Raw genomic sequence first — 22,836 nt, 5'->3', positions numbered from 1 at the left:
CCATGGGTATTGCCCGATGTGACAATGCCCGCAGTCAGTGCCAGCATTGAAGAAATGAGCACACCTCAAACCACGGCTCCGCCCGCCAAAACTCCGGCCGATACGTCATTCTTCGGCCACCCAAAGATGTTGGCCAGCCTTTTCTCCGTGGAAATGTGGGAGCGATTCTCCTTCTACGGCATGCAGGGCATCCTGCTTTACTACATGTACTTCACTGCCGATCAGGGCGGTCTTTCCATCGACAAGGGCCTCGCTGCAGGCCTCGTGGGTGCCTACGGCGGCGGCGTCTACCTGTCCACCATCCTTGGCGCCTGGCTCGCAGACCGCGTCTTCGGTTCCGAAAAGGTCCTGTTCGGCTCGGCCATCATGATCATGACCGGCCACATCGCACTCGCGCTGATTCCCGGAATCCCGGGCCTGATCGCCGGATTGGTGCTTGTGGGCATCGGCTCCGGAGGTCTGAAGGCGAACGCCACGGCCTTGGTGGGCACCCTGTACGGCGAAAAGGACGAGCGGCGCGATGCCGGCTTCTCCATCTTCTACATGGGCATCAACATCGGCGGCCTCATCGGCCCCCTGGTGACCGGGTGGTTGCAGGAGAGCCGCGGGTTCCACTTTGGCTTCGGCGCAGCGGCAGTCGGCATGGCCATCGGCCTGGTGATCTACGCCCTCGGCCGCAAGCGGCTTCCGGAGGAGGCGCACCGCGTCCCCAACCCGCTCCCGGCATCGGACCGGACCAAGTACGGCCTGATCTTCCTGGGCATCCTGATCGTCATCGGCGTGCTGCTTGCTACGGGCATCGTCAACGCCAACAACCTGGCCAGCAGCATGGCTTACGCAGCCATCGGCGCCGCGGTGATCTACCTCTTCCTGATCTTCCGCAGCCCGCTGGTGTCCGGCGTGGAGCGTAAGCGCGTCCTCGCTTTCATCCCGCTCTTCATCGCGTCGGCGGGTTTCTGGGCACTGTTCCAGCAGCAGTTCACTTTTATCGCCGTGTACTCCGAGGAAAAGCTGGACCGGAACCTCTTCGGCTGGGAAATGCCCGCCGCCTGGGTCCAGTCCATCAACCCGGTGTTCATCATCATCTTCGCCGGCGTCATGGCCGCCCTGTGGACCAAGCTTGGCTCCAAGCAGCCGAGTTCGCCGCTGAAGTTCTCCGCAGGCCTGCTCATCATGGGACTGGCGTTCCTTGCGTTCATTCCATTGGCCGGCGAAGGCAAGACCCCCTTGCTGGCCTTGGTCGGGATTCTGTTCCTCTTCACCCTCGCGGAACTGTTCCTCTCCCCCATCGGCCTGTCCGTGAGCACCAAGCTCGCGCCCAAGGCTTTCCACACGCAGATGGTGGCTCTGTTCTTCCTGTCGGTTTCGCTCGGCACCACCTTGGCCGGCATCCTCGCGGGGCTCTACAACCCCGAGGATGAGCTCCCGTACTTCCTGGGCATCGGCGGCGTGGCCGTGGTGCTCGCGGTGGCCCTCGCCGCCGCGACTCCCGCGATCAAGAAGCTGATGGCAGGCGTGCGGTAAAAACCAGTCCTTAAACGACGACGGCGGCCCTCGCCTCCGGTGGATTTTCCACCCGGGGCGAGGGCCGCCGTCGTTCGCTTTTAGTAGCGGTAGCTGCTGGTTGAGGCGCCGATCGCTGCGAAGAAGAAGATGGCGAAGATGATGGTCAGCGCGATGCCGATGTAGCCCATCACCAGGCCGGCGATTGCCATGCCGCGGCCCGCAGGCTCGCGGTTCAGGGCGAGGTGGCCCAGGATGACGGCCGCGATCTGGGGCAGGATGAAGAACCCGAAGCCAACAAAGATCGCGATGCCGCAGCACATGCTCGCAATGCTCAGGCCCTTGGGTTGGGACGGCATGGCGTAGTACGCGGGCTGTCCGTACGGGCTCGGCTGGCCATATGGCTGCTGGTACGGGCTCGGCGGCTGGCTCTGCTGGCCGTACGGAGACGGCGGCTGCTGGCTGTAGTCCCCCGGCGTGTAGCTGGACTGGAAGTCGTTCTGGCCCTGCACGTTCCGGGTGTAGGCGCTTTGGTCGTACGGCGGGAGCGGTTGCGTGGCGCCCTGGGATGAAGAATCGTACGACGGCGGTGGCGGTACGGAACCGCTCTGGCCGCCGGATTGGCTGCCGCTCTGACCGGGCGAGGTGAATTCTGCGGGCGGCACGTATTGCGGCGGTTCGTAGCCTGCGGGCTTGTCTTCGTTGCCCTTGTTTGGTTGCTCTGACATAGGTTTCCCCCTGTGAATGGTCTTTGAATCCCACACTACCGCCGTGGGGTGCAGCGCATAAGGAGGCTGTTGCGTGGCATGGGCGCTTGTCCGCCATTCGGAGTCACAGCGCCCGCATCACGGACATTTCCCCCACGGGCGGGCGGGGGTCTGGCATGCTGGTCCAATGGCTAGGCCGTGTTGATCAAGTGGTTTCGGTGGTCGATGGGCGAGTCTTGAGGGATGACGCGTCGCGAGGTCTCTGACGAGGTGTGGACCGTTCTGGAGCCGTTGATGCCGACGGTGACGGGGAGGTCGCGGCCGTGGACGGATCATCGTCTCGCGGTTGAGGGGATGGCGTGGAAGTACCGGACGGGTGCGCCGTGGCGTGATCTGCCGGAGCGGTTCGGGAAGTGGAACTCGGTCTATAAGCGGTTCACCCGGTGGGCGCACGACGGCACCTGGGACAGGCTGCTCGCCGAGGTGCAGCGGCAGTCCGACGCGGCGGGCCGGCTCGATTGGGTGGTGTCGATCGACTCCACGATCACCCGCGTGCATCAGCACGGTGCGACCCTCGCCCGGGACACAGGGGGCTCCACCGAATCACAAGAATCCGTGGTTCGAGCCGCCTGACCACGCGATTGGCCGGTCCCGTGGCGGGTTGACCTGCAAGATTCACCTGGTCGCCGATGGCAAGGGGCGGCCGCTGGGATGGGTGCTCACCGGCGGCAACATCAACGACACCACGATGCTGGCGACCACCCTCGAACACATCCGTGTCCCCCGCCCAGGCGTCGGAAGACCACGAACGCGACCAGATCGAGTCCTCGCCGACAAGGGCTACCCGTCGAAGACGAACCGTGCCTGGCTGCGTCAGCGAGGGATCGCCGCGACCATCCCGGAGCGTGACGACCAGATCGCTCACCGCCGCAAGAAGCCGGGACGCCCGATCGACTTCGGCGACGAGCAGAAGCTCCGCTACCGCGGCCGCAACGTCGTCGAACGCTCCTTCAACAAGCTCAAACAGTGGCGCGGCATCGCCATGCGATCAGACAAGACCGCCCGCAGCTACCGAGCCGCCATCAGCCTCGCCACCACCCTGATCTGGATCAAAAGCGACTTGATCAACACGGCCTAGCCGAGCGGGCACAGTTGCCCTTCCCCAGGACCTTGTTGACATTACTGCCCTGCTGGACGCGTACTTCGACGTCACCCCGGATCCGGGCGACCCATCACAGCGCGTGGCATTCGGAACGTCGGGCCACCGTGGTTCCAGCCTGAAGGCTTCCTTCAACGAAGCCCACATTCTTGCCATCACGCAGGCGATCGTTGAATACCGGGGCCGCCAGGGCATCACCGGGCCGTTGTTCATTGGCCGCGACACCCACGCCCTGAGCGAGCCCGCGCAGAACTCCGCGCTGGAGGTGCTGGCTGCCAACGGCGTTACCGTCCTGGTTGATGCCCGCCACGGCTACACGCCAACGCCCGCATTGAGCCACGCAATCCTCAAGTACAACCGCGAGGCAGCGCCGGGCACACCCCAGGCAGACGGCATCGTAGTCACCCCCAGCCACAACCCGCCCGCCGACGGCGGGTTCAAGTACAACCCGCCGCACGGCGGCCCTGCCGACACCGATGCCACCGGCTGGATTGCCGAACGTGCCAACCAACTCCTGGAAAACGGCCTTCGCGGGGTCAAACGCATCCCCCTGAACGATGCCCTGGCTGCTGACACCACGGGCAAGTTCGACTTCCTCAGCAGCTACGTCGACGATCTCCCTTCCGTGTTGGACCTGGACGCCATCCGCAACGCAGGTGTCCGGATCGGCGCGGACCCCATGGGCGGAGCCTCCGTGGACTACTGGGGCGAGATCGGCGAGCGCCACCAGTTGAACCTGACGGTAGTGAACCCCACGGTGGACCCGCAGTGGGCCTTCATGACCCTCGACTGGGACGAGAAAATCCGCATGGACTGCTCGTCGCCGTCCGCCATGGCTTCCCTGATTCAGCGGATGTCCCTGGGTGCTGATGGCAAGGCTGCCTACGACGTCGCAACCGGTAACGACGCCGACGCCGACCGCCATGGCATCGTCACCCCTGATGGTGGCCTGATGAACCCGAACCATTACCTCGCCGTCGCCATCGACTACCTTTACCGCAACCGCAGCGGCTGGAACCCGGATTCCGTGGTGGGCAAGACGCTGGTTTCTTCATCCATCATTGACCGGGTTGCTGCCGGGCTTGGCCGCAAGCTGGTGGAGGTGCCGGTGGGCTTCAAGTGGTTCGTGCCCGGCCTCCTGTCCGGTGAAGGTGCGTTCGGCGGCGAGGAATCGGCAGGCGCTTCCTTCAACAAGCGCGACGGCAGCGTATGGACCACGGACAAGGACGGCATCCTGCTGGCACTGCTGGCCTCGGAGATCACTGCGGTTACCGGCTCTTCGCCCTCCCAGCTGTACAAGGGACTGACCGACCAGTTCGGCGCCCCCGTCTACGCCCGTATCGATGCCGCTGCCACCCGTGAGCAGAAGTCCAAGCTCGGCAAGCTCTCCGCAGCCGACGTCACCGCCACCACACTGGCCGGCGAGGAGATCACCGCCAAGCTCACGGAAGCCCCCGGCAACGGTGCGTCCATCGGCGGCCTGAAGGTCGTCACGGAGAACGCCTGGTTCGCAGCCCGCCCCTCCGGCACCGAGGACGTGTACAAGATCTACGCCGAGTCCTTCAAGGGCGCCGATCATCTGAAGCAGGTCCAGGAAGAAGCCAAGGCCCTGGTAGACGCAGTCATCGCCTAGCTGCGGCAGGTGAGCGGGATGTGAAGGAGCGATCCTAAAAGCGCAACGGGACGTGATAGAGCGACCCTCCAGTCCGGTTCCTCTATCAGATCCCGGCCCCTTTCCCCCATCGCTCTATCACATCCCGGCCCTTAAACGCCGATGCTCCTGCACTTTCGGGTGCAGGAGCATCGGCGTTTAACCGGGACCAGATTAGACCGTGCGTACCACGTCGTCGTAGTCGAACTTCGGCTTGGCTTCGCCCCAGGCGTCCGGTCCGGGCTGGCCGATGTTCACGATCAGGAAGCTCTTCTGGTCGCCGGCGGGGAAGAATTCGGCGTCGATGGCACTGAAGTCCGCACCGGTCATCGGGCCGGCGGCGAAACCGAGCGAGCGGACAGCCAGGATGAAGTAGCCGGCCTGCAGGTGTGCATTGTTGTTGCCGGTGGCGGCGGCGAGTTCGGCGTCGCCGTCGTACATTGCCTTGGGCGCGCCGTAGGCGGGGAGGAACTTATCCCACTGACCGTGCCAATCGGTGTCGTAAGACAGAATGGCCACCAGCGGAGCGGAAGCGGTCTTGGCCTGGTTGCCGCGGGAAAGGTGGTCCACCAACTTGGCGCGGGCCTCGTCCGAGCGGACGTAGGTCACGCGGAGCGGCTGGGAGTTGAAGGCAGTAGGACCATATTTGGTGAGCTCGTAGATGGCGCGGGCCTGCTCGTCCGTGACCTCACCGGAGAAGGTATTGGCGGTACGGGCTTCGGCAAAAATGGCGTCGACTGCTGCGGCGTCAATGACTGCTTCTTCGTGTGCAATCGTCATGGATGAACCTTTCGCTGTGTCCTTGCCTTGCGGTGCGGCCCGGACGCTTCTGCTTTCCATGGTTGCAACGGGGGCCTCGGCTGTCCTCTTCCCATGACGGCCCGTGACGTTGGGCACAGTTGGCGACGCCGCGTGTCGTGCCGTAGCGGGACAGGACGACCTTCCGGCCCCAACCGCAGATACGGCGCCTAGGGCAAGCCACGCAACGGCGGTAATGTTGCACCGAACCCAAAACATTCTTCTGAGGAAGGCCTGCCATGAGCATGCGCGGCATCAAATGGAAGCTCCACGGCGACGGCAAGACCATTCGGCCAGGTCACGTGGTGTCCCCCGACGAGCGGCTCGCGTGGCCCCTGACCATCGGCATCGGCATGCAGCACGTCGTAGCGATGTTCGGCGCGACCTTCCTCGTACCGATCATCACCGGCATGCCCCCGGCCACCACGCTGTTCTTCTCCGGCGTCGGCACACTGTTGTTCCTGGTGATCACCAAGGGTCGGGTGCCCAGCTATCTGGGGTCGAGCTTCGCATTCATCGCACCCATCATGGCGTCCCAGCAGCAGTACGGCGTTGCCGGCGCCTTGGGCGGCGTGGTGCTTGCCGGCGTCGTACTGGCGCTTATTGGCGCCGTGGTGCAGAAATTCGGTGCCGAATGGATCAACCGGCTGATGCCGCCGATCGTCACCGGTGCCATCGTGGCGCTGATCGGCTTGAACCTCGCGCCTGCAGCCAAGAACAATTTCGACCTCGCCCCGGTGACGGCGCTGATCACCCTGGTGACGATCATCCTGGTCAGCGTCCTGTTCCGTGGGATCCTGGGCCGGCTCAGCATTCTGGTGGGCGTCGTGGTGGGCTATCTCGTGGCGATGATGCGCGGCGAAGTCAGCTACGAAAAGATGGACGCCGCCGCGTGGATCGGCCTCCCGACGTTCCAGACGCCCGAGTTCCACCTCGGCGTGGTGGGCCTGTTCGTCCCCGTCGTCCTTGTGTTGGTGGCTGAGAACGTCGGGCACGTGAAATCTGTAGCTGCGATGACGGGGCAAAACCTCGACGGCGTCTCCGGACGCGCGTTGATGGCCGACGGCGCCGCGACGGTACTTGCCGGATTCGGCGGCGGCTCCGGCACCACGACGTACGCGGAAAACATCGGCGTTATGGCCGCTACCAAGGTCTATTCGACGGCGGCCTACTGGGTGGCTGGTATCTTCGCGATCCTGCTGAGCTTCTCACCGAAGTTCGGTGAACTGATCGCAACCGTGCCCCCGGGCGTCCTGGGCGGTGCCGCCACCATGCTGTACGGCATGATCGGCATCCTCGGCGTGAAGATCTGGGTCCAGAACAAGGTCAACTTCTCCAACCCGATCAACCTCACCACGGCTGCAGTAGCCTTGATCATCGGCATCGCGGACTACACATGGACCATCGGCGAACTGAAGTTCACGGGCATTGCCCTTGGCTCTGCTGCTGCCTTGGTGATCTACCACGGCATGAAGGGCCTGGCCCGTTGGCGCGGGACCGTGGCCGAACCCGAAACCGAGACTGAGGGGCTGCCGCCGGCAGTGAAGTCGGCGATGAACGCCGCAGCGAAGCGCAGCGGGAAGAAGGGGAAGTAGGAGGCTGGGACCACTTTCGTGGCCTCCTTACCGCGACCCTGTCCTCGCTTCCGGCGACCACTCGCATCTCATGATGCGGCGAACTTCAGTTCAGCAGCTACTAACAGCTTGTGCGCCCACTCGACGCACTTGGATGACTTAGCCCGCGTAAGACTTGAGACGTTATACGGCGATTCCTGCATGCACCTCCGCCGCTTCCAAGAAGACCCGCGCGTCCTCCAAGCGCGCCTGCGCATCAGTAAGTGCACTCACTAGGCCGCCGTCTTACCGGCAAGCCGTCGCCTGAGCCAACCTTCGTCGCCATAGACATGAATTCCTTCGCTTGTGATGGAATCAAAGATTGGCGCAACGTGTACTTCTGCGGCCTCATAGGTCATGGGCCGCACATCGTTGCCCGTGAGGCCGTATGCTTCCACAGCCAGGTCAGCAATCCTCTCGTAAAGGTCATCACTGGCGCCGTCCGGAATGATGAACAGCAGGTCGATGTCGGAGCGATTCCCCATGTCCCCGCGAGCAGCCGACCCAAAAAGCGTGACCTGCAGAGGACTCAAAGGCCACAGACCTATCCTCTGTGAAAGGAACTCGATGAAAAGATCGGTCCCCTTTGCCGCTTGGATCACCAAGTCCGCCAACATATGGCGTGGGTTCAGTGCGAACTTGGTGCGGTTCCCCACGTGAGTCGCAACGACGACACCGTTTTCTTCGAGCCTCTCCAGGCATCGACGAGCACCCGAGACTGAGGCCTGGATCGCACGTTCGCGGACGAGCTCTCCGGGTGTGCTCGGGTGACCGTCCGCAAGCGCCACCAAGACATCTGCCTCCAGGGTGGGGCATATGGCACGCAGAGGGTTGTGAAGTTGCATCGACTACCTCCCAATCGCTTCTAATTGTACGCGATTTCTCACTCCTTGCAGTCAGCCGCGGGGCCGAAGGCCAAGGCGTCACCGGTTGGCCGGGACCTCAGCCTCCCAGCGCAACAAATCCCCCGGCTGGCACTCCAGCACCTCGCACAGTGCTTCGAGGGTGGTAAACCGGACAGCCTTCGCACGCCCGTTCTTCAACACGGCAAGGTTGGCAGGAGTAATCCCAACCCGCTCCGCCAAGACGCCGGCAGGCATCTTCCGCTTGGCCAGCATGACGTCAATGTCCACGACGATCGGCATCAGATCACCTCGTCGAGTTCAGCGCGGAGACCGGTAGCCTCGACGTCTCGCGCTACAGCCTGGGCCAGCAGGGTCCGCAGCACCAGAATCACCAAGGCGACACCGCCAACCATGAGCGCTGCACCGCAGATCAACAACACGACCCCCGGGGCTACGTCACCCGGAGCCAGCAGAACGGCGATGGAAAACACCAACCCCGCCGCTGCTGAAACAGCCCAAAAGATGATGTCCACGAATTTGAAGGCCCCGTTCGAGAAGACCGTGCCGCGGCGCACCATTGTCAGTAGCCTCCAAACACATACGGCCACTACCTGCACGCACAGGATTCCCAGGACAACGATCACCAGGAAGGCTATCCGTGCTGCCTCCGGCGCGCCGGCCTGCTCCAGATCTGCTGAAAGCAATGGAACCATCCACACCTGAACAAACAGCGACCCCGCCAACACAACGCCGATCACCAACCGGAGCGCCAGCACTGCCAGCTTTCCCATAGCTACCCTTCCTATCGAACAACAATCAAATGTTATCGTTAAGCGATAGACAGGGTAAGCGGCTGTGCCACAGAACTTAATAGTCAGCTTGCTTATTAGTTTCGGTTTTCCTAGGCTGGATCAGGTCAGGCAAACAACTCTCAGAGCAACGGCAGCACCTTGTGCCAGCCGGGGTTTCGGACGCCACAAGCGTTCGAGACCTAGCAGCAAACAGGAGGAGGAAGAATGTCAGAACACAACATTGCAGGCAAGAAGGTCGCCTTCCTGTTGACGGACGGCGTGGAGCAGGTGGAGCTCACCAGCCCATGGCAGGCCGTTAAGGACGCCGGAGGCGAACCCACCCTCGTCGCCCTCGAAAAGGGCAAGCTCCAAGGCTTCAACGGCGTGGATAAGGGTGACACCTTCGATGTCGACCTCGCCATAGCAGACGCCGACGCATCAGACTTTGACGCCTTGGTCCTCCCGGGCGGCGTGGTGAACGCCGACCATCTCCGCGTCGACAAGGACGCGCAGAACTTCACCCGCGCTTTCTTCGAGCAGCACAAGCCGGTGGCATCAATTTGCCACGGCCCGTGGATCCTCATTGAAGCCGGCGTCATCAAGGGACGCAACGTCACGTCGTACCACACGCTCCAGACGGATCTCCGCAACGCCGGCGCCAACTGGAGCGACGAGGAAGTCGTCGTCGATCAGGGCCTGGTCACCAGCCGCAACCCTGACGACCTCCCGGCCTTCAACAGCAAGCTCGTCGAGGAAATCTCCGAGGGCCAGCACGCTGGCCAGACAGCGTAGCGCTACCCGCGCACGACCCACACACGGCAAGTGCCGCCGTCATAGTTCACAAGACTTACGACGGCGGCACTTGCCTCCCCCACGCACCGCACCAAACAGCAAATGCAGGACCAGCTTCTCGTCGTAATGTTGCGTAGATCACATTCGATGCTTAGGCTGGGGAGGCTGCAGCGTGGCAGCTACCCAATGAAAGGCAACACATTGACCAGCGAGAAGCTCTCCGTAGTTGTTCGCGTCGACGTTGACGGCGAACAGATCCAGATCGCAGCGACCGGTCGCGTTACCCTCACCAGCCTGCAGGGCCTCTACCCCGTGGTTCAGCGCACCAAGAGCCTGGGCAGCGGCCTGGACGTTCGGATGGATCTTTCGGAAGCCACAGTTGATGCCGATGCACTGGACGAACTGCAGCTTTACGCGGGCCTTTGCGAGATTCCCGTTTTGCTCAGCCCGGAGAAGAGCAACGTAACAGCGCTCCCCTCCCGCGCACCGCGACTGACGACCGCCGCCGCCTAGCGGAGGCATTCATGCGCAAAGTCACCGCCGGGCTCTTCCACTCCGTGGACGGCGTGGTTCAGGACCCTTTCAAGTTTCAGTTCGACAGCTTCGATGCGGAGCTCGGTCAGGGTCTTGGCAAGATGATCACCACAGTAGACACCGTGGTGTTGGGGCGGGTGAGCTACCAGGAATGGGCCCAGTACTGGCCCAACGCGTCACAGGATGACGACTTCGCGAACTTCATCAACCCCGTCGAGAAGTACGTCGCATCGCGGACGTTAACCGAGCCGCTGGAATGGCAGAACTCGCACCTGATCGACGGCGACGTCGAGGATTTCGTCACGGAACTCAAGTCCCGTGACGGCGGGGAAATCGCAGTCTGCGGGAGCATCTCCCTGGTCCGGCAGCTATTCTTCGCCGGCGTCCTGGACGAATTGACCCTCATGACCCATCCCGTGATTGCCGGGAGCGGCCGCCGTCTCTTCGAGGAGGGCGACCCCCTCAACCGGCTGCTACTCAAGGACCAGTACGCCACCTCAAAGGGCAACGTCATCACAACTTACAGTCTGCGCAAGGACTGAAAGCCCGACGCCAAAATCACCTACGGCGGGCAGCGAGCCGAATCGGCGCCAAAAGGGACCCAAAATTTCCCTTGGAATCTAGAAAAAGAGGCCGGGTCCACCTTAAGCGGACCGCTCCTCGGAGCTTTTAGTGCCGCGCTTTAAATCCGCTCAAATAAATAGACAAGCAGGCTTTACTAAACACATCAGAAACTCTGCATCTACCGCGAGCCGCAAGGAGGGCCCCGTCGCGGCTAGGAGTCCGGACGGGGCCAGCTCTTGCTAGCGCTGGTTCTTGCGCGGCTTGGTGAAGATGTTGCCGCTGCTTTCAGCCTTTGCCCTTTTTTCGGCGCGCTTTTCCAGGATGGTCTTTCCAGCCTTCTTGGCAGCACCGCCGCCAGGCGTTTTTCTGGCCATGGATAATTACTCCTTTCAAACTCGCAGTAACTTCACCATACCGACTTTTAATTTTTTATCCAGTCCGCTCATTTTGCATGAAAAACTTTTGCCCAGAAACTCACCAGGCGGACCCGCTTGACCGCCCAAGCACCGAAGCACAGGCCCACCCTTGCCCGCAAATACTAAGGATGCTTATGGTAGGAAATGATCTGAGGTTCGCGCGGCGGGTGCCCTCATCGCAAAACCCCTGAGCACTAACCGAAGAAAAGCAAGCAACAGAGGAGACAGTCATGGAGAACCAAGACATTCTGGAACGCATTCAGTCGCTGGTGGAAGAAGAACACCGACTTCGCGACGAAGCAGTGGACGACGGCGATGACAACCGGGCACGGCTTGCCCAGGTAGAGGCCCAGCTGGACCAATGCTGGGACCTCCTGCGCCAGCGCCGCGCGAAGCGGGATGCCGGTGAGGACCCGGACGAAGCCGAAGCCCGCCCCATCAGCGAAGTGGAGGGCTACCGCCAGTAGCTCCTAAGCGCCCTCAAGCACCTGGCTCGTGGCCCACGCAACGTACTTTCCGGCGTTGGCCACCGCATCCGCAACATCGGGAAGTCCGTCCTTGCGCTGGGCTACGTCCAGCAGCTGGGCGGCAGCCACGATTCCGTGTTTTGCCAAGTCCTCGGGCGTGACCGTGATGCGGCCGGCAACAGCCACCACCGGGATGCCGTGCACGCTGGCAGCGTCGGCCAGTGCGATCGGGGCCTTACCCGTGAGCGATTGTTCATCCATGGACCCCTCGCCCGTGATCACCAGATCGGCCTCAGCCAAGTGCTTCGCCAAGCCCGTCAGGCCCGCCACGAGGGCGAACCCGCCTTCCAGCGCGGAATCGGTGAAGGCAAGGAACGACGCCGGGAAGCCACCTGCCGCCCCCGCACCCGGAACGTTCACGTCGCGGCCCGTGGATTCCCGCAGGAGCGATGCCCAGTTGCGGAGTCCGGCGTCGAGCTTTTCGACAGCCTCTTCATCGGCACCCTTCTGGGGGCCGAAAACATGGGCGGCGCCTTCGGTGCCGTACAGCGGGTTTTGGACGTCGACGGCGATCCGGAACTTGACGCTGGACAGCCTCGGGTCGAGCCCGGATACGTCCAAGGCGACGACGTCGACCAAGGAACCTCCGCCAAGCGGCACTACGTTGCCTGCCGAGTCCACGGGCTTGAGCCCCAGGGCACGCAAGGCTCCGCTGCCGCCGTCGGACATTGCCGAGCCGCCCAAGCCCAGCACTATCTCGGTGGCACCGGCGTCGAGGGCGGCGGCGATGAGCTGGCCGCAACCGTAGCTATGGGCGTGCAGGGAGTTCTCCGGGGTGGGTTCCATGTGTGCGAGGCCGGAGGCCTGGGCAGTCTCGATGACCGCTGTCGCTCCACCGAAGGAGTTCTTTTGAATGGCCCACGAGGCGCCGACGGGTTTGAGGATCGGGCCAACAACGGCGTTGTTCCGCTCTTCGTAACCAGCGGCGATGGCGGCGTCGAGGGTGCCTTCGCCGCCATCGGCTACGGGGAATTGGGTAGTGACGGCGTCCGGGTAGACGCGGAGGGCACCTTCTGCCATGGCTGACGCGGCTTCGGCGGCGGTCAGTGATCCCTTGAACTTGTCAGGGGCGATGAGGATACGCATGGATCTATCTTGCCAGCCCTTTGTGGGAAAGCGCTTGCCGATCGCGTAATGAGTCGCATAATGAGACGTGTTTCGGCGCCGGGTTAGTTGGCGGCGAGGGCGTCGCATCCTTTTCCGCCAACCGCTACCGTAGCAACGGGAGCGATCAGCGCGAAGGGGTGCGCCGTCGCGTCGCAACGGGTGCGATCAGCCCTAACGGGTGCGCCACAGCGCCCTGGCTCAGCCGTTCAACACCCGGACAGGGGTGTCCGCCAGCCAGCCCTTGACGTCCTCGAACGCCCCTCCGTAGAACTGGCGGTAGCTTTCGTGCGTCACATAGCCGATGTGCGGTGAGAGGACCGTCCTTGGAGAATGCAGCAGCGCATGCCCTGCGGGGAGCGGCTCATCGTCGAAAACGTCCAGCGCAGCCCCGCGGATCCACCCCTCCTCCAGCGCCCGGATCAGCGCAGCCTCGTCCACCAAAGGTCCGCGGGCGGTGTTGACCAGCAAACCTTCGGGACCAAGGAGGCGCAGCTCGTTGGCTCCCACAATCCCCCTGGTACGCTCCGAAAGCCGCAGGTGGAGCGTGACGACGTCGGACTCGCGGAACAGCTCCTCCTTAGTGACCTTTCGGGCACCGGCAGCCTTCGCGGCTTCAGACGTAAGGTTCTGGCTCCAGGCCAGGACGTCCATGCCGAACGCCTGCGCGTACCGGGCGATCCGGGAGCCGATCTTGCCGAGGCCAACAATTCCGAGCGTCTTTCCTTCGAGTTCAAACCCGACGACGGACTGCCACCCGCCTGCCCGGAGCGAGTTCTCCTCCGCCACGAGGTTGCGGGCGAATGCCAACAAGAGGGACCAGATCATCTCCGGAGCTGCTGCCGGGGACCCGGCCGTACCGCACACCACGATGCCACGCTCGGATGCGGCATCCATGTCGATCGCCGCGTTGGCCATCCCCGTGGTGACCAGGAGTTGCAAGTTGCCCAGCTCTTCGAGGACATGACGCGGGAATCGGGTGCGTTCGCGCATGGCAACGATGATGTCGAACGGCGCCAATGCCGCCACCGCCTGCTCCTCCGACACGAAAGGTGCGCTGAAGACCGTGACCTTCACGCCGTCGTCGAGCAGTGAATCCCACGGAGCGTAATCGCTGGAGACCTGCTGGTAGTCGTCAAGGATGGCCAAGCGGTACTGGGTCACGTCAATCTCCTTGCGGCGGCTGGACTGTATTAACCAGACTCTCATGCCACGACTTTCCTCGCGGATAATCCACATAGCCGTCCAAACCCTCGCATCCGGACGCGAAAGATTCTAACGTTGTAAAAACGAGCCTGCCTTCTAAGGAGCTGCCTTGACAGTCGCCAGCAACCACGCCCTTCCCAAACCTGAGCATCCGCGGCCGCAACTGGTCCGGGACACCTGGTTGAACCTCAACGGCACGTGGGGATTCGAGATCGACGCCGGTGACTCAGGATGGGAGCGCGGCCTCACCACACGGGAGCTCACCGGGGAGATCCTGGTTCCCTTCGCTCCCGAGTCGGCCCTGTCCGGCGTCGGGCACGTGGACTTCATGGAGGCCGTCTGGTACCGGCGCACCATCACCGTTCCCGGGGAATGGGCCGGGAAGAAGGTCCTGCTCCACTTCGGCGCCGTGGATCACGATGCCACGGTATGGGTCAACGGAGTGGAGGTGGCCCGGCATCGCGGCGGCTTCACCCCCTTCACGGCAGATCTCAGCGGATTGGCCGAACCCGGCGAGGACGCAGTGCTGGTGGTGCGGGCCAGGGACTCCCGGCATGAGATGCAGGCACGCGGCAAGCAAGCCACCTGGTACAGCAACACCCACTGCCAGTACACGCGCACCACGGGGATCTGGCAGACGGTGTGGCTTGAAGCCGTTCCCGAGGTCCACATCAAGCACCTCCGGATCACTCCCAACCTTGCCGATTCCAGTCTGGCTCTAGAGGTGCCCCTCTCGCAGAACCGTGCAGGCCATACCATCAAGGCCATCCTCAGGAACGCCGGCACCACCGTAGCGGAAGCGTCGGTGCGGGCGGACCTGGACCTATCGCCATCGCTCCGGCTCGGCATACCGCAGGATGAACTCCGGCCGTGGTCACCCGAGGATCCCTTCCTATATGACCTTGAGGTGGCCATCGAGGACGCCACTGGTTCGCCGGTGGACCAGGTGGCCAGCTACGCCGCCGTCAGGTCCGTGGCACTGGACGGCAAAGTGGTGCGCATCAACGGCAAGCCCGTATTCCAGCGGCTCGTTCTGGATCAGGGCTACTGGCCGGACTCACTCATGACGTCGCCGGACGATGCGGCGCTGGTCAAGGACATCGAACTCTCCATGGCCGCAGGTTTCAACGGTGCCCGGCTCCACCAGAAGGTCTTCGAAGAGCGTTTCCTCTACCACGCGGATCGCTTGGGCTACCTCGTCTGGGGCGAGTTCGGGGACTGGGGCGTGTCCGGCGGAGGAACGGTCGGCCACAACCAGAAGCCCACTGCGAGCTTCGTTGCCCAGTGGTTGGAGGTGCTGCAGCGCGACTTCAACCATCCGTCCATCATCGGCTGGTGCCCGCTCAATGAAACACACCAACTCCTCCATGACCGCATCACCGTGCTGGACGACGTCACGCAGGCCATGTTCCTAGCCACCAAGCTGGCCGATCCCACGCGCCCGGTGATCGATGCCTCGGGCTACTCCCACCGCGTCCGCGAGACGGACATCTACGATTCCCACTCCTACGAGCAGGATCCGGACAAGTTCCGCCTCCAGCAGGAGGGCCTCGCCGACGGCAAGCCTTTCCTCAACCGCACCCCCGACGGCGGGGATTACTCGGTCCCCTACGCCGGCCAGCCCTACTTCGTCTCCGAGTTCGGGGGTATCTGGTGGAACGAGGAAGAGGCCAGGCAGGCCGCTGAAGCCGGCAATGATGTGGCAAGTTCCTGGGGCTACGGTCAGCGCGTGGCCAGCGAAGAGGAATTCCATGAACGGTTCGAAGGCCTGTGCCGCGTCCTCCTGCAGAACGCGGATATGTTCGGGTACTGCTACACCCAGTTGACGGACGTCTTCCAGGAGAAGAACGGCATCTTCACGTTCGATCGCGGCCCCAAGTTCGACCTTGAGCGCATCCGGGCAGCACAGCTGCGCCCTGCGGCCATCGAGGGCGAACAGGATCTCTGACTCGACTAACGGGTGGCCAAGTTCCTCATACCCAGTCGTCCCGCTCAATCAGCACTTGTTTGAGCAGGTCCAGCCGGTCGGACACAATTCCATCCACGCCCAGATCCAACAGCCGCTCCATCTCCGCCCGCTCGTTGATGGTCCATACGTGGACGAGGCGGTCGATGCGATGTGCGCGGCGAATAAAGCCTTCGCTTACTACGCGAAAGCGGCCGTAACGGACGGGCACTTGGAAGACATCGACGTCGGCAAGCAGCCTACGCGCCAACGCAGCCGGAAGTATTGGGCCCAGGAAGACAAAAAGGGCCGTGAGGGTAGAGCCTGCCGAGGACGCAACCCGTTTGTCCAGGCGCTTCAGGACGGCCCGTCTGCGGCGGTCCGAGAAACTGGTGACGAGGACCTGGCTGTGGATGCCGTGCCGTTCGATGGCTTCCGCCATGGGACCCACCGAGTTCCAGTCCTTGACGTCCAGATTCAGTTTCGCGCCGGGAAGGGCTGTGACGAGCTGGTCGAAAGTCGGTACAGGTTCGATGCCGCCGATGCGGGCTTGGGTCACCTCGTCACCGGTCAGCTCGGCGATCCGTCCTGCAGCATTCGTCACCCGGTCCAAAGACGCGTCATGGAAAACCACCAAAAGCCGGTCCGCTGTCGTGTGCACATCGGTCTCAACGTGGACGGTCCCCAGCTCAACAGCCGCGTGGAAGGCTGCCATCGAGTTCTCCAACCCGTCCAGGGAGAAACCTCGATGGGCCAGTGCCAGAGGACCGGAAGAACCGTCCTTGCGAAGAAAGTAGGGCAGCGTCACACGGGTAGCGTAACTGAGGGATCCGGCCGCCCGCGGTGACGGCTGGCAGACTATTGGGATGACTGTGTTGATTGCCGGTTGCGGCGACCTCGGAACTGAAGCAGGCCTGCGGTTCGCGGCGGCGGGACATGAAGTGATCGGCCTCCGGCGTTCACCGGAGAAGCTGCCGGGGGAAATACGCGGCGTCCGCGCCGACTTGTCGCAAGAGGTACCAGCGCTGCCGGCAGATGCCGGAACCGTAGTGATTGCCCTGGCCGCTGATGCTTCCACCGAGGAGGCCTACCGGGCAGCATACGTGGACGGGCTTTCCCACGTCCTGGATGCCGTGGACCGCCAGGCTGTTCCGCCCCGGCGCATCTTGCTCATCTCCTCGACGGCCGTCTACCCGGACGCAGGTGGAGCCGTGGTGGACGAATCGACCCCCACCAAACCAACCCGTTTCAGCGGAAAAATTCTCCTGGAGGCGGAGGAGTTGCTCTTTTCCCGCGCCGGGGAATCCCAAGCTGTGGTCCTGCGCCTTGGAGGGATCTATGGCCCTGGAAGGACCCGGCTCATTGACCAGGTCCGCTCCGGCAAGGCCGTCATCCCGTCCCAGCCCAAGCACACCAACCGCATCCACCGCGACGACGCCGCTGCCATGATCGTCCATTTGGCCACCATGGAACAGGAGCCGGATGCGGTCTACGTGGGCGTGGACAACGAATCGGCTGAACTGGGCGACGTTTTGCGCTTCCTCGCCAAGGAACTGCAGTTTCCGGAACCTCCGGCAAGGCCTGCCTCCGACGACGGCCCAGGAGACAAACGCTGTTCGAACCAGCGGCTCCTGTCTACCGGCTTTACCTTCACCTACCCGAGCTACAAGGAGGGCTACCGGGCAATCCTCGCCGGTGAGGGCGTGCGGCACCCTTGAGGGCTTAGACCTTCTCCCCGGCCAACTTCGCTTCGAGTATCTGGGCCACACCGTCGTCGTCGAAATGCGGAGCCTGCTGCCCGGCAGCGAGGATCGCCTCCGGATGTCCGCTGGCCATGGCATAACCGTGGCCGGCCCAACGCAGCATCTCGATGTCGTTGGGCATATCCCCGAAAGCCACGACGTCAGCCGCTTCAATGCCCAGCGACTCGGCATACTTTGCGAGCGTCACGGCTTTGTTGATGCCTGGCACGGACATCTCCAGCAAAGCGGTCCGGGGCGCAGAGTGCGTAGTAGCCACCAGGTGCGCGACGGCGGGTCCCACTTCCGCGAGGAACTCGTCCGGGGTGCCTTCCCGGGTGATGGCCAGGAACTTCACCACTGCGTCAGCGGCCGTCAGTGTCCGATCCAAGGGGGCGGGAGTGAATTCCCCGAGCAGCTCGCTGGTTTCGTTTTCGATAAAGCCGGGTTCAAGGTGGAAGCCGTGGAGGGTCTCCGCCCCGAACAGAGCGTCAGGCCTGATCGACTTGATGATTCGCCGCGCTTCAAAGACAGCGGTGATGTCCAGCGCCGTCGACGAGATGGGCTTCCCGGCAGCAGGGTCCCAAACAACGGCGCCGTTGGAACAAATGACGACTCCGCTGTGGCCGAGCTGCTCCTCTAACGGGTACAGCCAGCGCGGCGGGCGGCCGGTGACAAAAACGAGTTCCACCCCGGCGTCGCGGCAGGCCTGGAAGGCCCTGATGGTCCTGGCGCTGATTTTTCCGTCGTGACCGAGGATGGTGCCGTCAATATCACTTGCTACGAGCCGCATCATGCCAGTCTACGTGGGTAGCCCCGGCGTTTCCCCCGGCCCTCGCCTGCGGAGAGAAGCACAACATAGTGTGGGTCCATGAGTGAGAAAACGACCCAGGAGTACAGCACAAAAGGCGCATACGTCACCGGCGGCGAGTTCAACCGGGACACCAACTACATCGAGGACCGCATCACCCGGGACGGCACGCAGGGACCAAACGGCGAACCCGGCTGGCCCGTGGAAGCCGGGCGGTACCGCCTCATCGCTGCCAGGGCGTGCCCGTGGGCCAACCGCACAGTCATCGTGCGCAGGCTCCTGGGCCTTGAGGATGCCATCAGCCTCGGCCAGCCCGGCCCGACTCATGACGCCCGTTCCTGGACGTTCGATCTCGACCCCGACGGCAAGGACCCGGTGCTGGGAATCGAACGTTTGCAGGAAGCTTTCTTCCGTCGTTTCCCGGACTACCCGCGGGGCATCACGGTCCCCGCGCTTGTGGACATTCCCAGCGGCGCCGTAGTCACCAACAACTTTCCGCAGATCACCCTGGACTTCTCCACCGAGTGGACGGAATTCCACCGCCCCGGAGCTCCCAAGCTGTACCCCGAGCACCTGCGGCAGGAAATCGACGAGGTCAACAAGCGGGTCTTTACCGAAATCAACAACGGCGTCTACCGCTGTGGTTTCGCGGGGTCCCAGGAAGCATATGAAGCCGCCTACCAACGGCTATGGACGGCGATGGACTGGTTGGAACAACGCCTTTCCCAGCAGCGCTACCTTGTGGGAGACACCATCACGGAGGCCGACGTCCGCCTCTTCACCACCCTGGCAAGGTTCGACGCTGTCTACCACGGCCACTTCAAGTGCAACCGGAACAAGCTCACCGAGATGCCGGCATTGTGGGCCTACGCACGGGACCTGTTCCAGACGCCCGGGTTCGGGGACACCATCGACTTCGTGCAGATCAAGCAGCACTATTACATCGTCCACGAGGACATCAACCCGACGCAGATCGTCCCGGCGGGGCCGGACTTGTCCGGATGGTTGACTCCGCACGGCCGGGAGTCCCTCGGCGGGCGTCCCTTCGGTGACGGCACACCCCCGGGACCGGTCAAGGCGGGAGAAGAAGTCGCCGAAGGACACGGCGCCGTCTGAGTTCTAGGCGTGGTTCAGTTCAGCCCTCGACGGCGGATTGGCTCCGGCGCGTGAAACGGTGACGGCCGCAGCCCTCGCCGCGTGGTCCATGATGGCGGCGAGGGTTTCAGCCGGCATGGCGCGGAGTTCATCGCGGTTCTGGGCGCCGTCCAACCCGCGGTCCACAATGGCTGACAACAGACCGGCCATGAACGAGTCACCGGCACCCACCGTGTCCACCACATCTACCAGCGGTGCCGGAAGCTGGGTTTCGCCTGCACGCGTGATCCCCCAGGGGCCCCGTGCTCCGCGCGTCACCACCACCATGGCGGGCCCCTCATGGCCGCCCAATGCCATCCAGCGACGGGCCGAGTCCAAGACATCTTCGCCCGGGTAGAGCCATTCAAGGTCTTCGTCCGATGCCTTGACCACGTCCGCGAGGCTCACGAATCGTTCGGCCTTCCGGCGGGCATATTCCCTGTCAGTGATGATGCTGGGGCGGCAATTGGGGTCGAAGCTGACGGTGCATCGTGGGTGGGCGAACTCGACGGCGGCCAGCACTTCCCCGGCCCCGGGTTCCAGGAAAGCGGCGATGGATCCCGTGTGCAGCAAAGTGGCACCTTGCAGCATGAGGGGCAGCCGCCCGATGAGTCCGGGGACGTCCCAGGCGAGGTCGAACGTGTAGGTGGCGGCGCCGTCGTCGTCCACCAGGGCGGTGGCCACGCTGGTGGGCTTGTCATCGGGCGGGAGCGGAACCATGACTGAACTGGACCGCAGGTGGGCGCCCACGGAGTCCCCGTAAGCGTCCTTTCCGTACCGGCCCAGGAATTGGACGGGATGATCCAGCCGGGCCAGGCCCACGGCAACGTTGAGCGGGCTGCCGCCAACGTGGGCCTCTATCCCGCTGGAACGCTGGACGACGTCAACAAGGGCCTCGCCAATAACAGTCAGCATGGGACAACTCTGCCAGAGGACGTTGGGCTGAACCAGCGGTCAGGAGAGCAGGCGCTGGACCAGTTCGCGGCACTTCTTGTAGGCCACGGCCTTCGGGTCGATGAGGTCGAAGTGGTCCCCCGGAACCCTCAGGAGTTGTGCCGAGCCACCGGATGCGTTGCTTGCTGCGACGTAGGCCTCGGACTGGCTCGCCGGAACATCCTCATCATTCATGGCGTGAACGGCATATACGGGAACGTCGATCGGGAGGGACGTCATGGGGTCTGCGTATTTATGCCGTTTGGGGTATCTTGCCGAATCTCCGCCCATCAGGTTGCAGACCGCGCCGTTGCTGAGGTTCAGGCGTTCGGCCGCTGCAAGGTTCAGGAGACCGGACTGGCTCACGACGCCGGTCAGGTGCACGGCTTCTTCTTCCGGTCCGCGCTCCAGCTGCCGATCGGCGTCGGGCGTTCCGATGGAGGACAACCGGCCACGGCCGGCGGCCCATACCGCAAGGTGCCCGCCGGCGGAGTGGCCCAGTGCCACCACCTTGCCGAGCTGGAGGTCATGGTTGCCGGCGATCTGTGCCAGATAGTCGATGCCGGCAAGGATGTCTTCGAAGGTATGCGGCCAGCCGCCGCCGTTCCCGGCCCTCCGGTATTCAAGGTTCCAGGCGGTGATGCCATGGGCCGCGAGGTCGCGGGCAAGAGGTTCACCCAGCTCTGCGCCGTACTGGGAGCGCCAATAGCCGCCATGGATCACGACGGCGACACCTCCCGCCACGGCCGCCGGGCCCCGGTGGTTTCCGTTGTGTGGTTCAGGTATGAAGAGTTCGCCCCACTGACTGGGGTGTTGGCCGTAGCTGTACTTGTGCCGCAACATTGCGCCCTCCTTTGTATCGAGCCTATCGCGAGCGGCCGCCGGTTTGGCTAGCAGCAGTTCGACGGCGGGGCGTCCGGCTTCGCTGTCAGGGCCGCACCGTAAGCTGGAACCATGGCAAGCAACTGGGACAGCTTGGACCTCAATCAGCGCAAAGCGGTGGAGGCCAACGTCCAACTTTACGAGCGGGTGCGCCCTGCACTTAAGCGTGTTACCCGTGACGTTTTGCTGACCCTTAGGGACTTGCTCAACGACGCCGAGGTGACGCCGTTGTTCGTTACCGGCCGCACCAAGACCGTCGATTCGTTCCGCGAGAAGATCTCCCGGACGGAGGAACCCCTGGAGCCGGGTGGCCCCCGCGTGCTCAAGTTCCCGGACCCGTTCCGGACGCTGAATGACATGGTCGGCATCCGGGTCATCACCAAACTGCCCGCAGAGAACGCCGCGGTAGCCAACATCATCAAGCGCCAACGCCAGCTCTTCGATTGCCGCGGGGACCGGGAAAAGGACATCGGCTCCATCGAGTCCGGAACGTACGGCTATTCCAGCAGGCACCTCATTTTGCGGACCATCCAGAACGAGACCGTGAAGGAGTACCAGCAGGTCTTCAATCCGGATCTGCCCGCCAACGGCAGCTACTTCTTCGAATGCCAGATCCGCACGGTGTTCGCCCATGCGTGGAGCGAGATCGAACACGACATCCGCTTCAAGGCGGAGGACCCCCGGGCCTGGACCCCGCACTTCGACCGTCAATTCACCGCCACGGCCGCCATGCTGGAAACCGTGGAGACCGCGTTCGCAGATCTCCACGAGCGGTATGAGGAAGTTCGTGGCTACTGGGACCTCGAAGGCGAGGGTGCCTCGCCGCTCACTCCCAACCGTGTACGTGACGTCTGGCGTACCCTGCTGCCGCACGTAGACCGTAAAGTAGATGACGACTGGGGATGGGCCGCCGAACTCCTTGCAGCCCACGGACTCACCAAGACCGTGGAACTCGCCGGGCTGCTCAGCGCCAACCGGATTACCGAGGTCCGCAAGGCCTTGGACCACCGCTACTCCCCCGGCCCGGACCGCCTCTTGGACGACCTTCTGCTGTGGCAGTACGGGACCGAACACATTGATCTCACCGCTGAGGCGCCCGACGTCGTTCCGCACCCGCGGCGCGACAGCCTCCTGCGGCGTCTTAAGCAGATTGAGCGCTACCGCCAGACTGCACTTTAAGGA

General features: G+C 63.4%; 24 protein-coding genes. 12 read left to right on the top strand and 12 right to left on the bottom strand.

The window, feature by feature from the left end; genetic code table 11:
* The first annotated feature begins 24 nt into the window (after nt 1-24).
* A complete protein-coding gene (locus QN084_RS11190) occupies nt 25-1,524 on the top strand; it encodes a peptide MFS transporter (RefSeq protein WP_069696627.1) in 1,500 nt (499 codons plus the stop codon).
* A gap of 80 nt (nt 1,525-1,604) precedes the next feature.
* On the opposite strand, the gene QN084_RS11185 is transcribed toward QN084_RS11190, so the two are convergent.
* Complete coding sequence (locus tag QN084_RS11185; RefSeq protein ID WP_069696626.1) at nt 1,605-2,231, bottom strand: DUF4190 domain-containing protein; 627 nt, start codon at nt 2,229-2,231, stop codon at nt 1,605-1,607.
* A 222-nt stretch (nt 2,232-2,453) separates the two neighbouring features.
* On the opposite strand from QN084_RS11185, the gene QN084_RS11180 reads away from it, so the two are divergent.
* Together QN084_RS11180 and pgm are read left to right on the top strand one after the other, a co-directional pair.
* Nucleotides 2,454-3,348 (top strand): IS5 family transposase gene (locus QN084_RS11180; RefSeq protein WP_206599970.1). Its coding sequence is split into 2 segments (ribosomal slippage): nt 2,454-2,798 and nt 2,800-3,348, totalling 894 coding nucleotides; the frame shifts between segments, so codons are not numbered across the junction.
* Nucleotides 3,349-3,388: 40 nt separating this feature from the next.
* Nucleotides 3,389-5,002: a phosphoglucomutase (alpha-D-glucose-1,6-bisphosphate-dependent) gene (gene pgm / locus QN084_RS11175; RefSeq protein ID WP_285751778.1), complete on the top strand. Its 1,614-nt coding sequence runs from the start codon at nt 3,389-3,391 to the stop codon at nt 5,000-5,002.
* Nucleotides 5,003-5,194: 192 nt separating this feature from the next.
* Here the strand turns inward: pgm and QN084_RS11170 are convergent, their stop codons facing one another.
* Nucleotides 5,195-5,800, bottom strand: coding sequence for a malonic semialdehyde reductase (locus QN084_RS11170; RefSeq protein WP_062094476.1), 606 nt, complete (start codon nt 5,798-5,800; stop codon nt 5,195-5,197).
* A gap of 257 nt (nt 5,801-6,057) precedes the next feature.
* Between QN084_RS11170 and QN084_RS11165 the strand changes: the two genes are divergently transcribed.
* Complete coding sequence (locus tag QN084_RS11165) at nt 6,058-7,413, top strand: uracil-xanthine permease family protein (RefSeq protein WP_069696624.1); 1,356 nt, start codon at nt 6,058-6,060, stop codon at nt 7,411-7,413.
* A 251-nt stretch (nt 7,414-7,664) separates the two neighbouring features.
* Here the strand turns inward: QN084_RS11165 and QN084_RS11160 are convergent, their stop codons facing one another.
* The 3 genes from QN084_RS11160 to QN084_RS11150 form a co-directional block, all read right to left on the bottom strand.
* Nucleotides 7,665-8,033, bottom strand: coding sequence for a nucleotidyltransferase domain-containing protein (locus QN084_RS11160; protein WP_285751776.1), 369 nt, complete (start codon nt 8,031-8,033; stop codon nt 7,665-7,667).
* Between the two features lie 321 nt (nt 8,034-8,354).
* Nucleotides 8,355-8,576 (bottom strand): helix-turn-helix domain-containing protein, encoded by a 222-nt coding sequence (locus tag QN084_RS11155; protein WP_021473232.1) that lies wholly within the window; start codon nt 8,574-8,576, stop codon nt 8,355-8,357.
* The gene (locus tag QN084_RS11150; RefSeq protein ID WP_069696623.1) at nt 8,576-9,067 is read right to left on the bottom strand and encodes a DUF2975 domain-containing protein; all 492 of its coding nucleotides are present in this window, start codon (nt 9,065-9,067) and stop codon (nt 8,576-8,578) included. Before QN084_RS11150 ends, QN084_RS11155 begins: the two co-directional genes overlap by 1 nt.
* A 225-nt stretch (nt 9,068-9,292) precedes the next feature.
* Between QN084_RS11150 and QN084_RS11145 the strand changes: the two genes are divergently transcribed.
* From QN084_RS11145 to QN084_RS11135, 3 genes are all read left to right on the top strand, one after another.
* Entirely contained in the window at nt 9,293-9,859 is a 567-nt protein-coding gene (locus QN084_RS11145; protein WP_062094461.1) for a type 1 glutamine amidotransferase domain-containing protein, read from the top strand.
* Between the two features lie 186 nt (nt 9,860-10,045).
* On the top strand, nt 10,046-10,372 hold the full coding sequence (locus QN084_RS11140) for a hypothetical protein (protein WP_069696622.1): 327 nt from the start codon (nt 10,046-10,048) through the stop codon (nt 10,370-10,372).
* An 11-nt stretch (nt 10,373-10,383) separates the two neighbouring features.
* Entirely contained in the window at nt 10,384-10,935 is a 552-nt protein-coding gene (locus QN084_RS11135) for a dihydrofolate reductase family protein (protein WP_062094457.1), read from the top strand.
* A gap of 261 nt (nt 10,936-11,196) precedes the next feature.
* On the opposite strand, the gene QN084_RS11130 is transcribed toward QN084_RS11135, so the two are convergent.
* Nucleotides 11,197-11,331 (bottom strand): hypothetical protein, encoded by a 135-nt coding sequence (locus QN084_RS11130; RefSeq protein ID WP_021473227.1) that lies wholly within the window; start codon nt 11,329-11,331, stop codon nt 11,197-11,199.
* A gap of 272 nt (nt 11,332-11,603) precedes the next feature.
* Here QN084_RS11130 and QN084_RS11125 point away from each other — a divergent pair, with 272 nt between their 5' ends.
* Nucleotides 11,604-11,840 (top strand): DUF2630 family protein, encoded by a 237-nt coding sequence (locus QN084_RS11125; RefSeq protein WP_069696621.1) that lies wholly within the window; start codon nt 11,604-11,606, stop codon nt 11,838-11,840.
* Between the two features lie 3 nt (nt 11,841-11,843).
* On the opposite strand, the gene QN084_RS11120 is transcribed toward QN084_RS11125, so the two are convergent.
* Together QN084_RS11120 and QN084_RS11115 are read right to left on the bottom strand one after the other, a co-directional pair.
* Complete coding sequence (locus tag QN084_RS11120) at nt 11,844-12,986, bottom strand: glycerate kinase (protein WP_069696620.1); 1,143 nt, start codon at nt 12,984-12,986, stop codon at nt 11,844-11,846.
* 219 nt (nt 12,987-13,205) lie between these two features.
* Complete coding sequence (locus QN084_RS11115) at nt 13,206-14,168, bottom strand: D-2-hydroxyacid dehydrogenase family protein (RefSeq protein ID WP_259362777.1); 963 nt, start codon at nt 14,166-14,168, stop codon at nt 13,206-13,208.
* 151 nt (nt 14,169-14,319) lie between these two features.
* Between QN084_RS11115 and QN084_RS11110 the strand changes: the two genes are divergently transcribed.
* Complete coding sequence (locus QN084_RS11110) at nt 14,320-16,158, top strand: glycoside hydrolase family 2 protein (protein WP_069696618.1); 1,839 nt, start codon at nt 14,320-14,322, stop codon at nt 16,156-16,158.
* Between the two features lie 25 nt (nt 16,159-16,183).
* Here the strand turns inward: QN084_RS11110 and QN084_RS11105 are convergent, their stop codons facing one another.
* Nucleotides 16,184-16,963: a glycerophosphodiester phosphodiesterase family protein gene (locus tag QN084_RS11105; protein WP_083262019.1), complete on the bottom strand. Its 780-nt coding sequence runs from the start codon at nt 16,961-16,963 to the stop codon at nt 16,184-16,186.
* Between the two features lie 58 nt (nt 16,964-17,021).
* Between QN084_RS11105 and QN084_RS11100 the strand changes: the two genes are divergently transcribed.
* Nucleotides 17,022-17,873: an SDR family oxidoreductase gene (locus tag QN084_RS11100; RefSeq protein ID WP_069696617.1), complete on the top strand. Its 852-nt coding sequence runs from the start codon at nt 17,022-17,024 to the stop codon at nt 17,871-17,873.
* A gap of 4 nt (nt 17,874-17,877) precedes the next feature.
* On the opposite strand, the gene QN084_RS11095 is transcribed toward QN084_RS11100, so the two are convergent.
* Nucleotides 17,878-18,687, bottom strand: a complete 810-nt coding sequence (locus QN084_RS11095) for an HAD family hydrolase (protein WP_168529561.1) — start codon at nt 18,685-18,687, stop codon at nt 17,878-17,880.
* Nucleotides 18,688-18,765: 78 nt separating this feature from the next.
* Between QN084_RS11095 and QN084_RS11090 the strand changes: the two genes are divergently transcribed.
* Nucleotides 18,766-19,821, top strand: coding sequence for a glutathione S-transferase family protein (locus tag QN084_RS11090; RefSeq protein WP_069696615.1), 1,056 nt, complete (start codon nt 18,766-18,768; stop codon nt 19,819-19,821).
* Nucleotides 19,822-19,824: 3 nt separating this feature from the next.
* On the opposite strand, the gene QN084_RS11085 is transcribed toward QN084_RS11090, so the two are convergent.
* On the bottom strand, nt 19,825-20,754 hold the full coding sequence (locus QN084_RS11085; RefSeq protein WP_069696614.1) for a carbohydrate kinase family protein: 930 nt from the start codon (nt 20,752-20,754) through the stop codon (nt 19,825-19,827).
* 39 nt (nt 20,755-20,793) lie between these two features.
* Entirely contained in the window at nt 20,794-21,615 is an 822-nt protein-coding gene (locus QN084_RS11080; protein ID WP_069696613.1) for an alpha/beta hydrolase, read from the bottom strand.
* A 111-nt stretch (nt 21,616-21,726) separates the two neighbouring features.
* On the opposite strand from QN084_RS11080, the gene QN084_RS11075 reads away from it, so the two are divergent.
* Nucleotides 21,727-22,833: a GTP pyrophosphokinase gene (locus tag QN084_RS11075; protein ID WP_062094430.1), complete on the top strand. Its 1,107-nt coding sequence runs from the start codon at nt 21,727-21,729 to the stop codon at nt 22,831-22,833.
* The last annotated feature ends 3 nt before the right edge of the window (nt 22,834-22,836 follow it).

Origin of the sequence: Paenarthrobacter sp. R1 (assembly GCF_030264015.1) — a bacterium.
In the GTDB taxonomy this organism is placed as follows: domain Bacteria; phylum Actinomycetota; class Actinomycetes; order Actinomycetales; family Micrococcaceae; genus Arthrobacter; species Arthrobacter ureafaciens.
Note: the sequence above shows the minus strand (reverse complement) of the source record. Positions and strands in the feature narration are given on the sequence as shown.

Bases quoted from the DNA above. Each gene is read 5' to 3' on its own strand.
- QN084_RS11190 (WP_069696627.1), top strand. From the start codon at position 25: ATGCCCGCAGTCAGTGCCAGCATTGAAGAAATGAGCACACCTCAAACC.
- QN084_RS11185 (WP_069696626.1), bottom strand. From the start codon at position 2,231: ATGTCAGAGCAACCAAACAAGGGCAACGAAGACAAGCCCGCAGGCTAC.
- QN084_RS11170 (WP_062094476.1), bottom strand. From the start codon at position 5,800: ATGACGATTGCACACGAAGAAGCAGTCATTGACGCCGCAGCAGTCGAC.
- QN084_RS11165 (WP_069696624.1), top strand. From the start codon at position 6,058: ATGAGCATGCGCGGCATCAAATGGAAGCTCCACGGCGACGGCAAGACC.
- QN084_RS11155 (WP_021473232.1), bottom strand. From the start codon at position 8,576: ATGCCGATCGTCGTGGACATTGACGTCATGCTGGCCAAGCGGAAGATG.
- QN084_RS11150 (WP_069696623.1), bottom strand. From the start codon at position 9,067: ATGGGAAAGCTGGCAGTGCTGGCGCTCCGGTTGGTGATCGGCGTTGTG.
- QN084_RS11145 (WP_062094461.1), top strand. From the start codon at position 9,293: ATGTCAGAACACAACATTGCAGGCAAGAAGGTCGCCTTCCTGTTGACG.
- QN084_RS11140 (WP_069696622.1), top strand. From the start codon at position 10,046: ATGAAAGGCAACACATTGACCAGCGAGAAGCTCTCCGTAGTTGTTCGC.
- QN084_RS11135 (WP_062094457.1), top strand. From the start codon at position 10,384: ATGCGCAAAGTCACCGCCGGGCTCTTCCACTCCGTGGACGGCGTGGTT.
- QN084_RS11130 (WP_021473227.1), bottom strand. From the start codon at position 11,331: ATGGCCAGAAAAACGCCTGGCGGCGGTGCTGCCAAGAAGGCTGGAAAG.
- QN084_RS11125 (WP_069696621.1), top strand. From the start codon at position 11,604: ATGGAGAACCAAGACATTCTGGAACGCATTCAGTCGCTGGTGGAAGAA.
- QN084_RS11120 (WP_069696620.1), bottom strand. From the start codon at position 12,986: ATGCGTATCCTCATCGCCCCTGACAAGTTCAAGGGATCACTGACCGCC.
- QN084_RS11100 (WP_069696617.1), top strand. From the start codon at position 17,022: ATGACTGTGTTGATTGCCGGTTGCGGCGACCTCGGAACTGAAGCAGGC.
- QN084_RS11095 (WP_168529561.1), bottom strand. From the start codon at position 18,687: ATGCGGCTCGTAGCAAGTGATATTGACGGCACCATCCTCGGTCACGAC.
- QN084_RS11090 (WP_069696615.1), top strand. From the start codon at position 18,766: ATGAGTGAGAAAACGACCCAGGAGTACAGCACAAAAGGCGCATACGTC.
- QN084_RS11085 (WP_069696614.1), bottom strand. From the start codon at position 20,754: ATGCTGACTGTTATTGGCGAGGCCCTTGTTGACGTCGTCCAGCGTTCC.
- QN084_RS11080 (WP_069696613.1), bottom strand. From the start codon at position 21,615: ATGTTGCGGCACAAGTACAGCTACGGCCAACACCCCAGTCAGTGGGGC.
- QN084_RS11075 (WP_062094430.1), top strand. From the start codon at position 21,727: ATGGCAAGCAACTGGGACAGCTTGGACCTCAATCAGCGCAAAGCGGTG.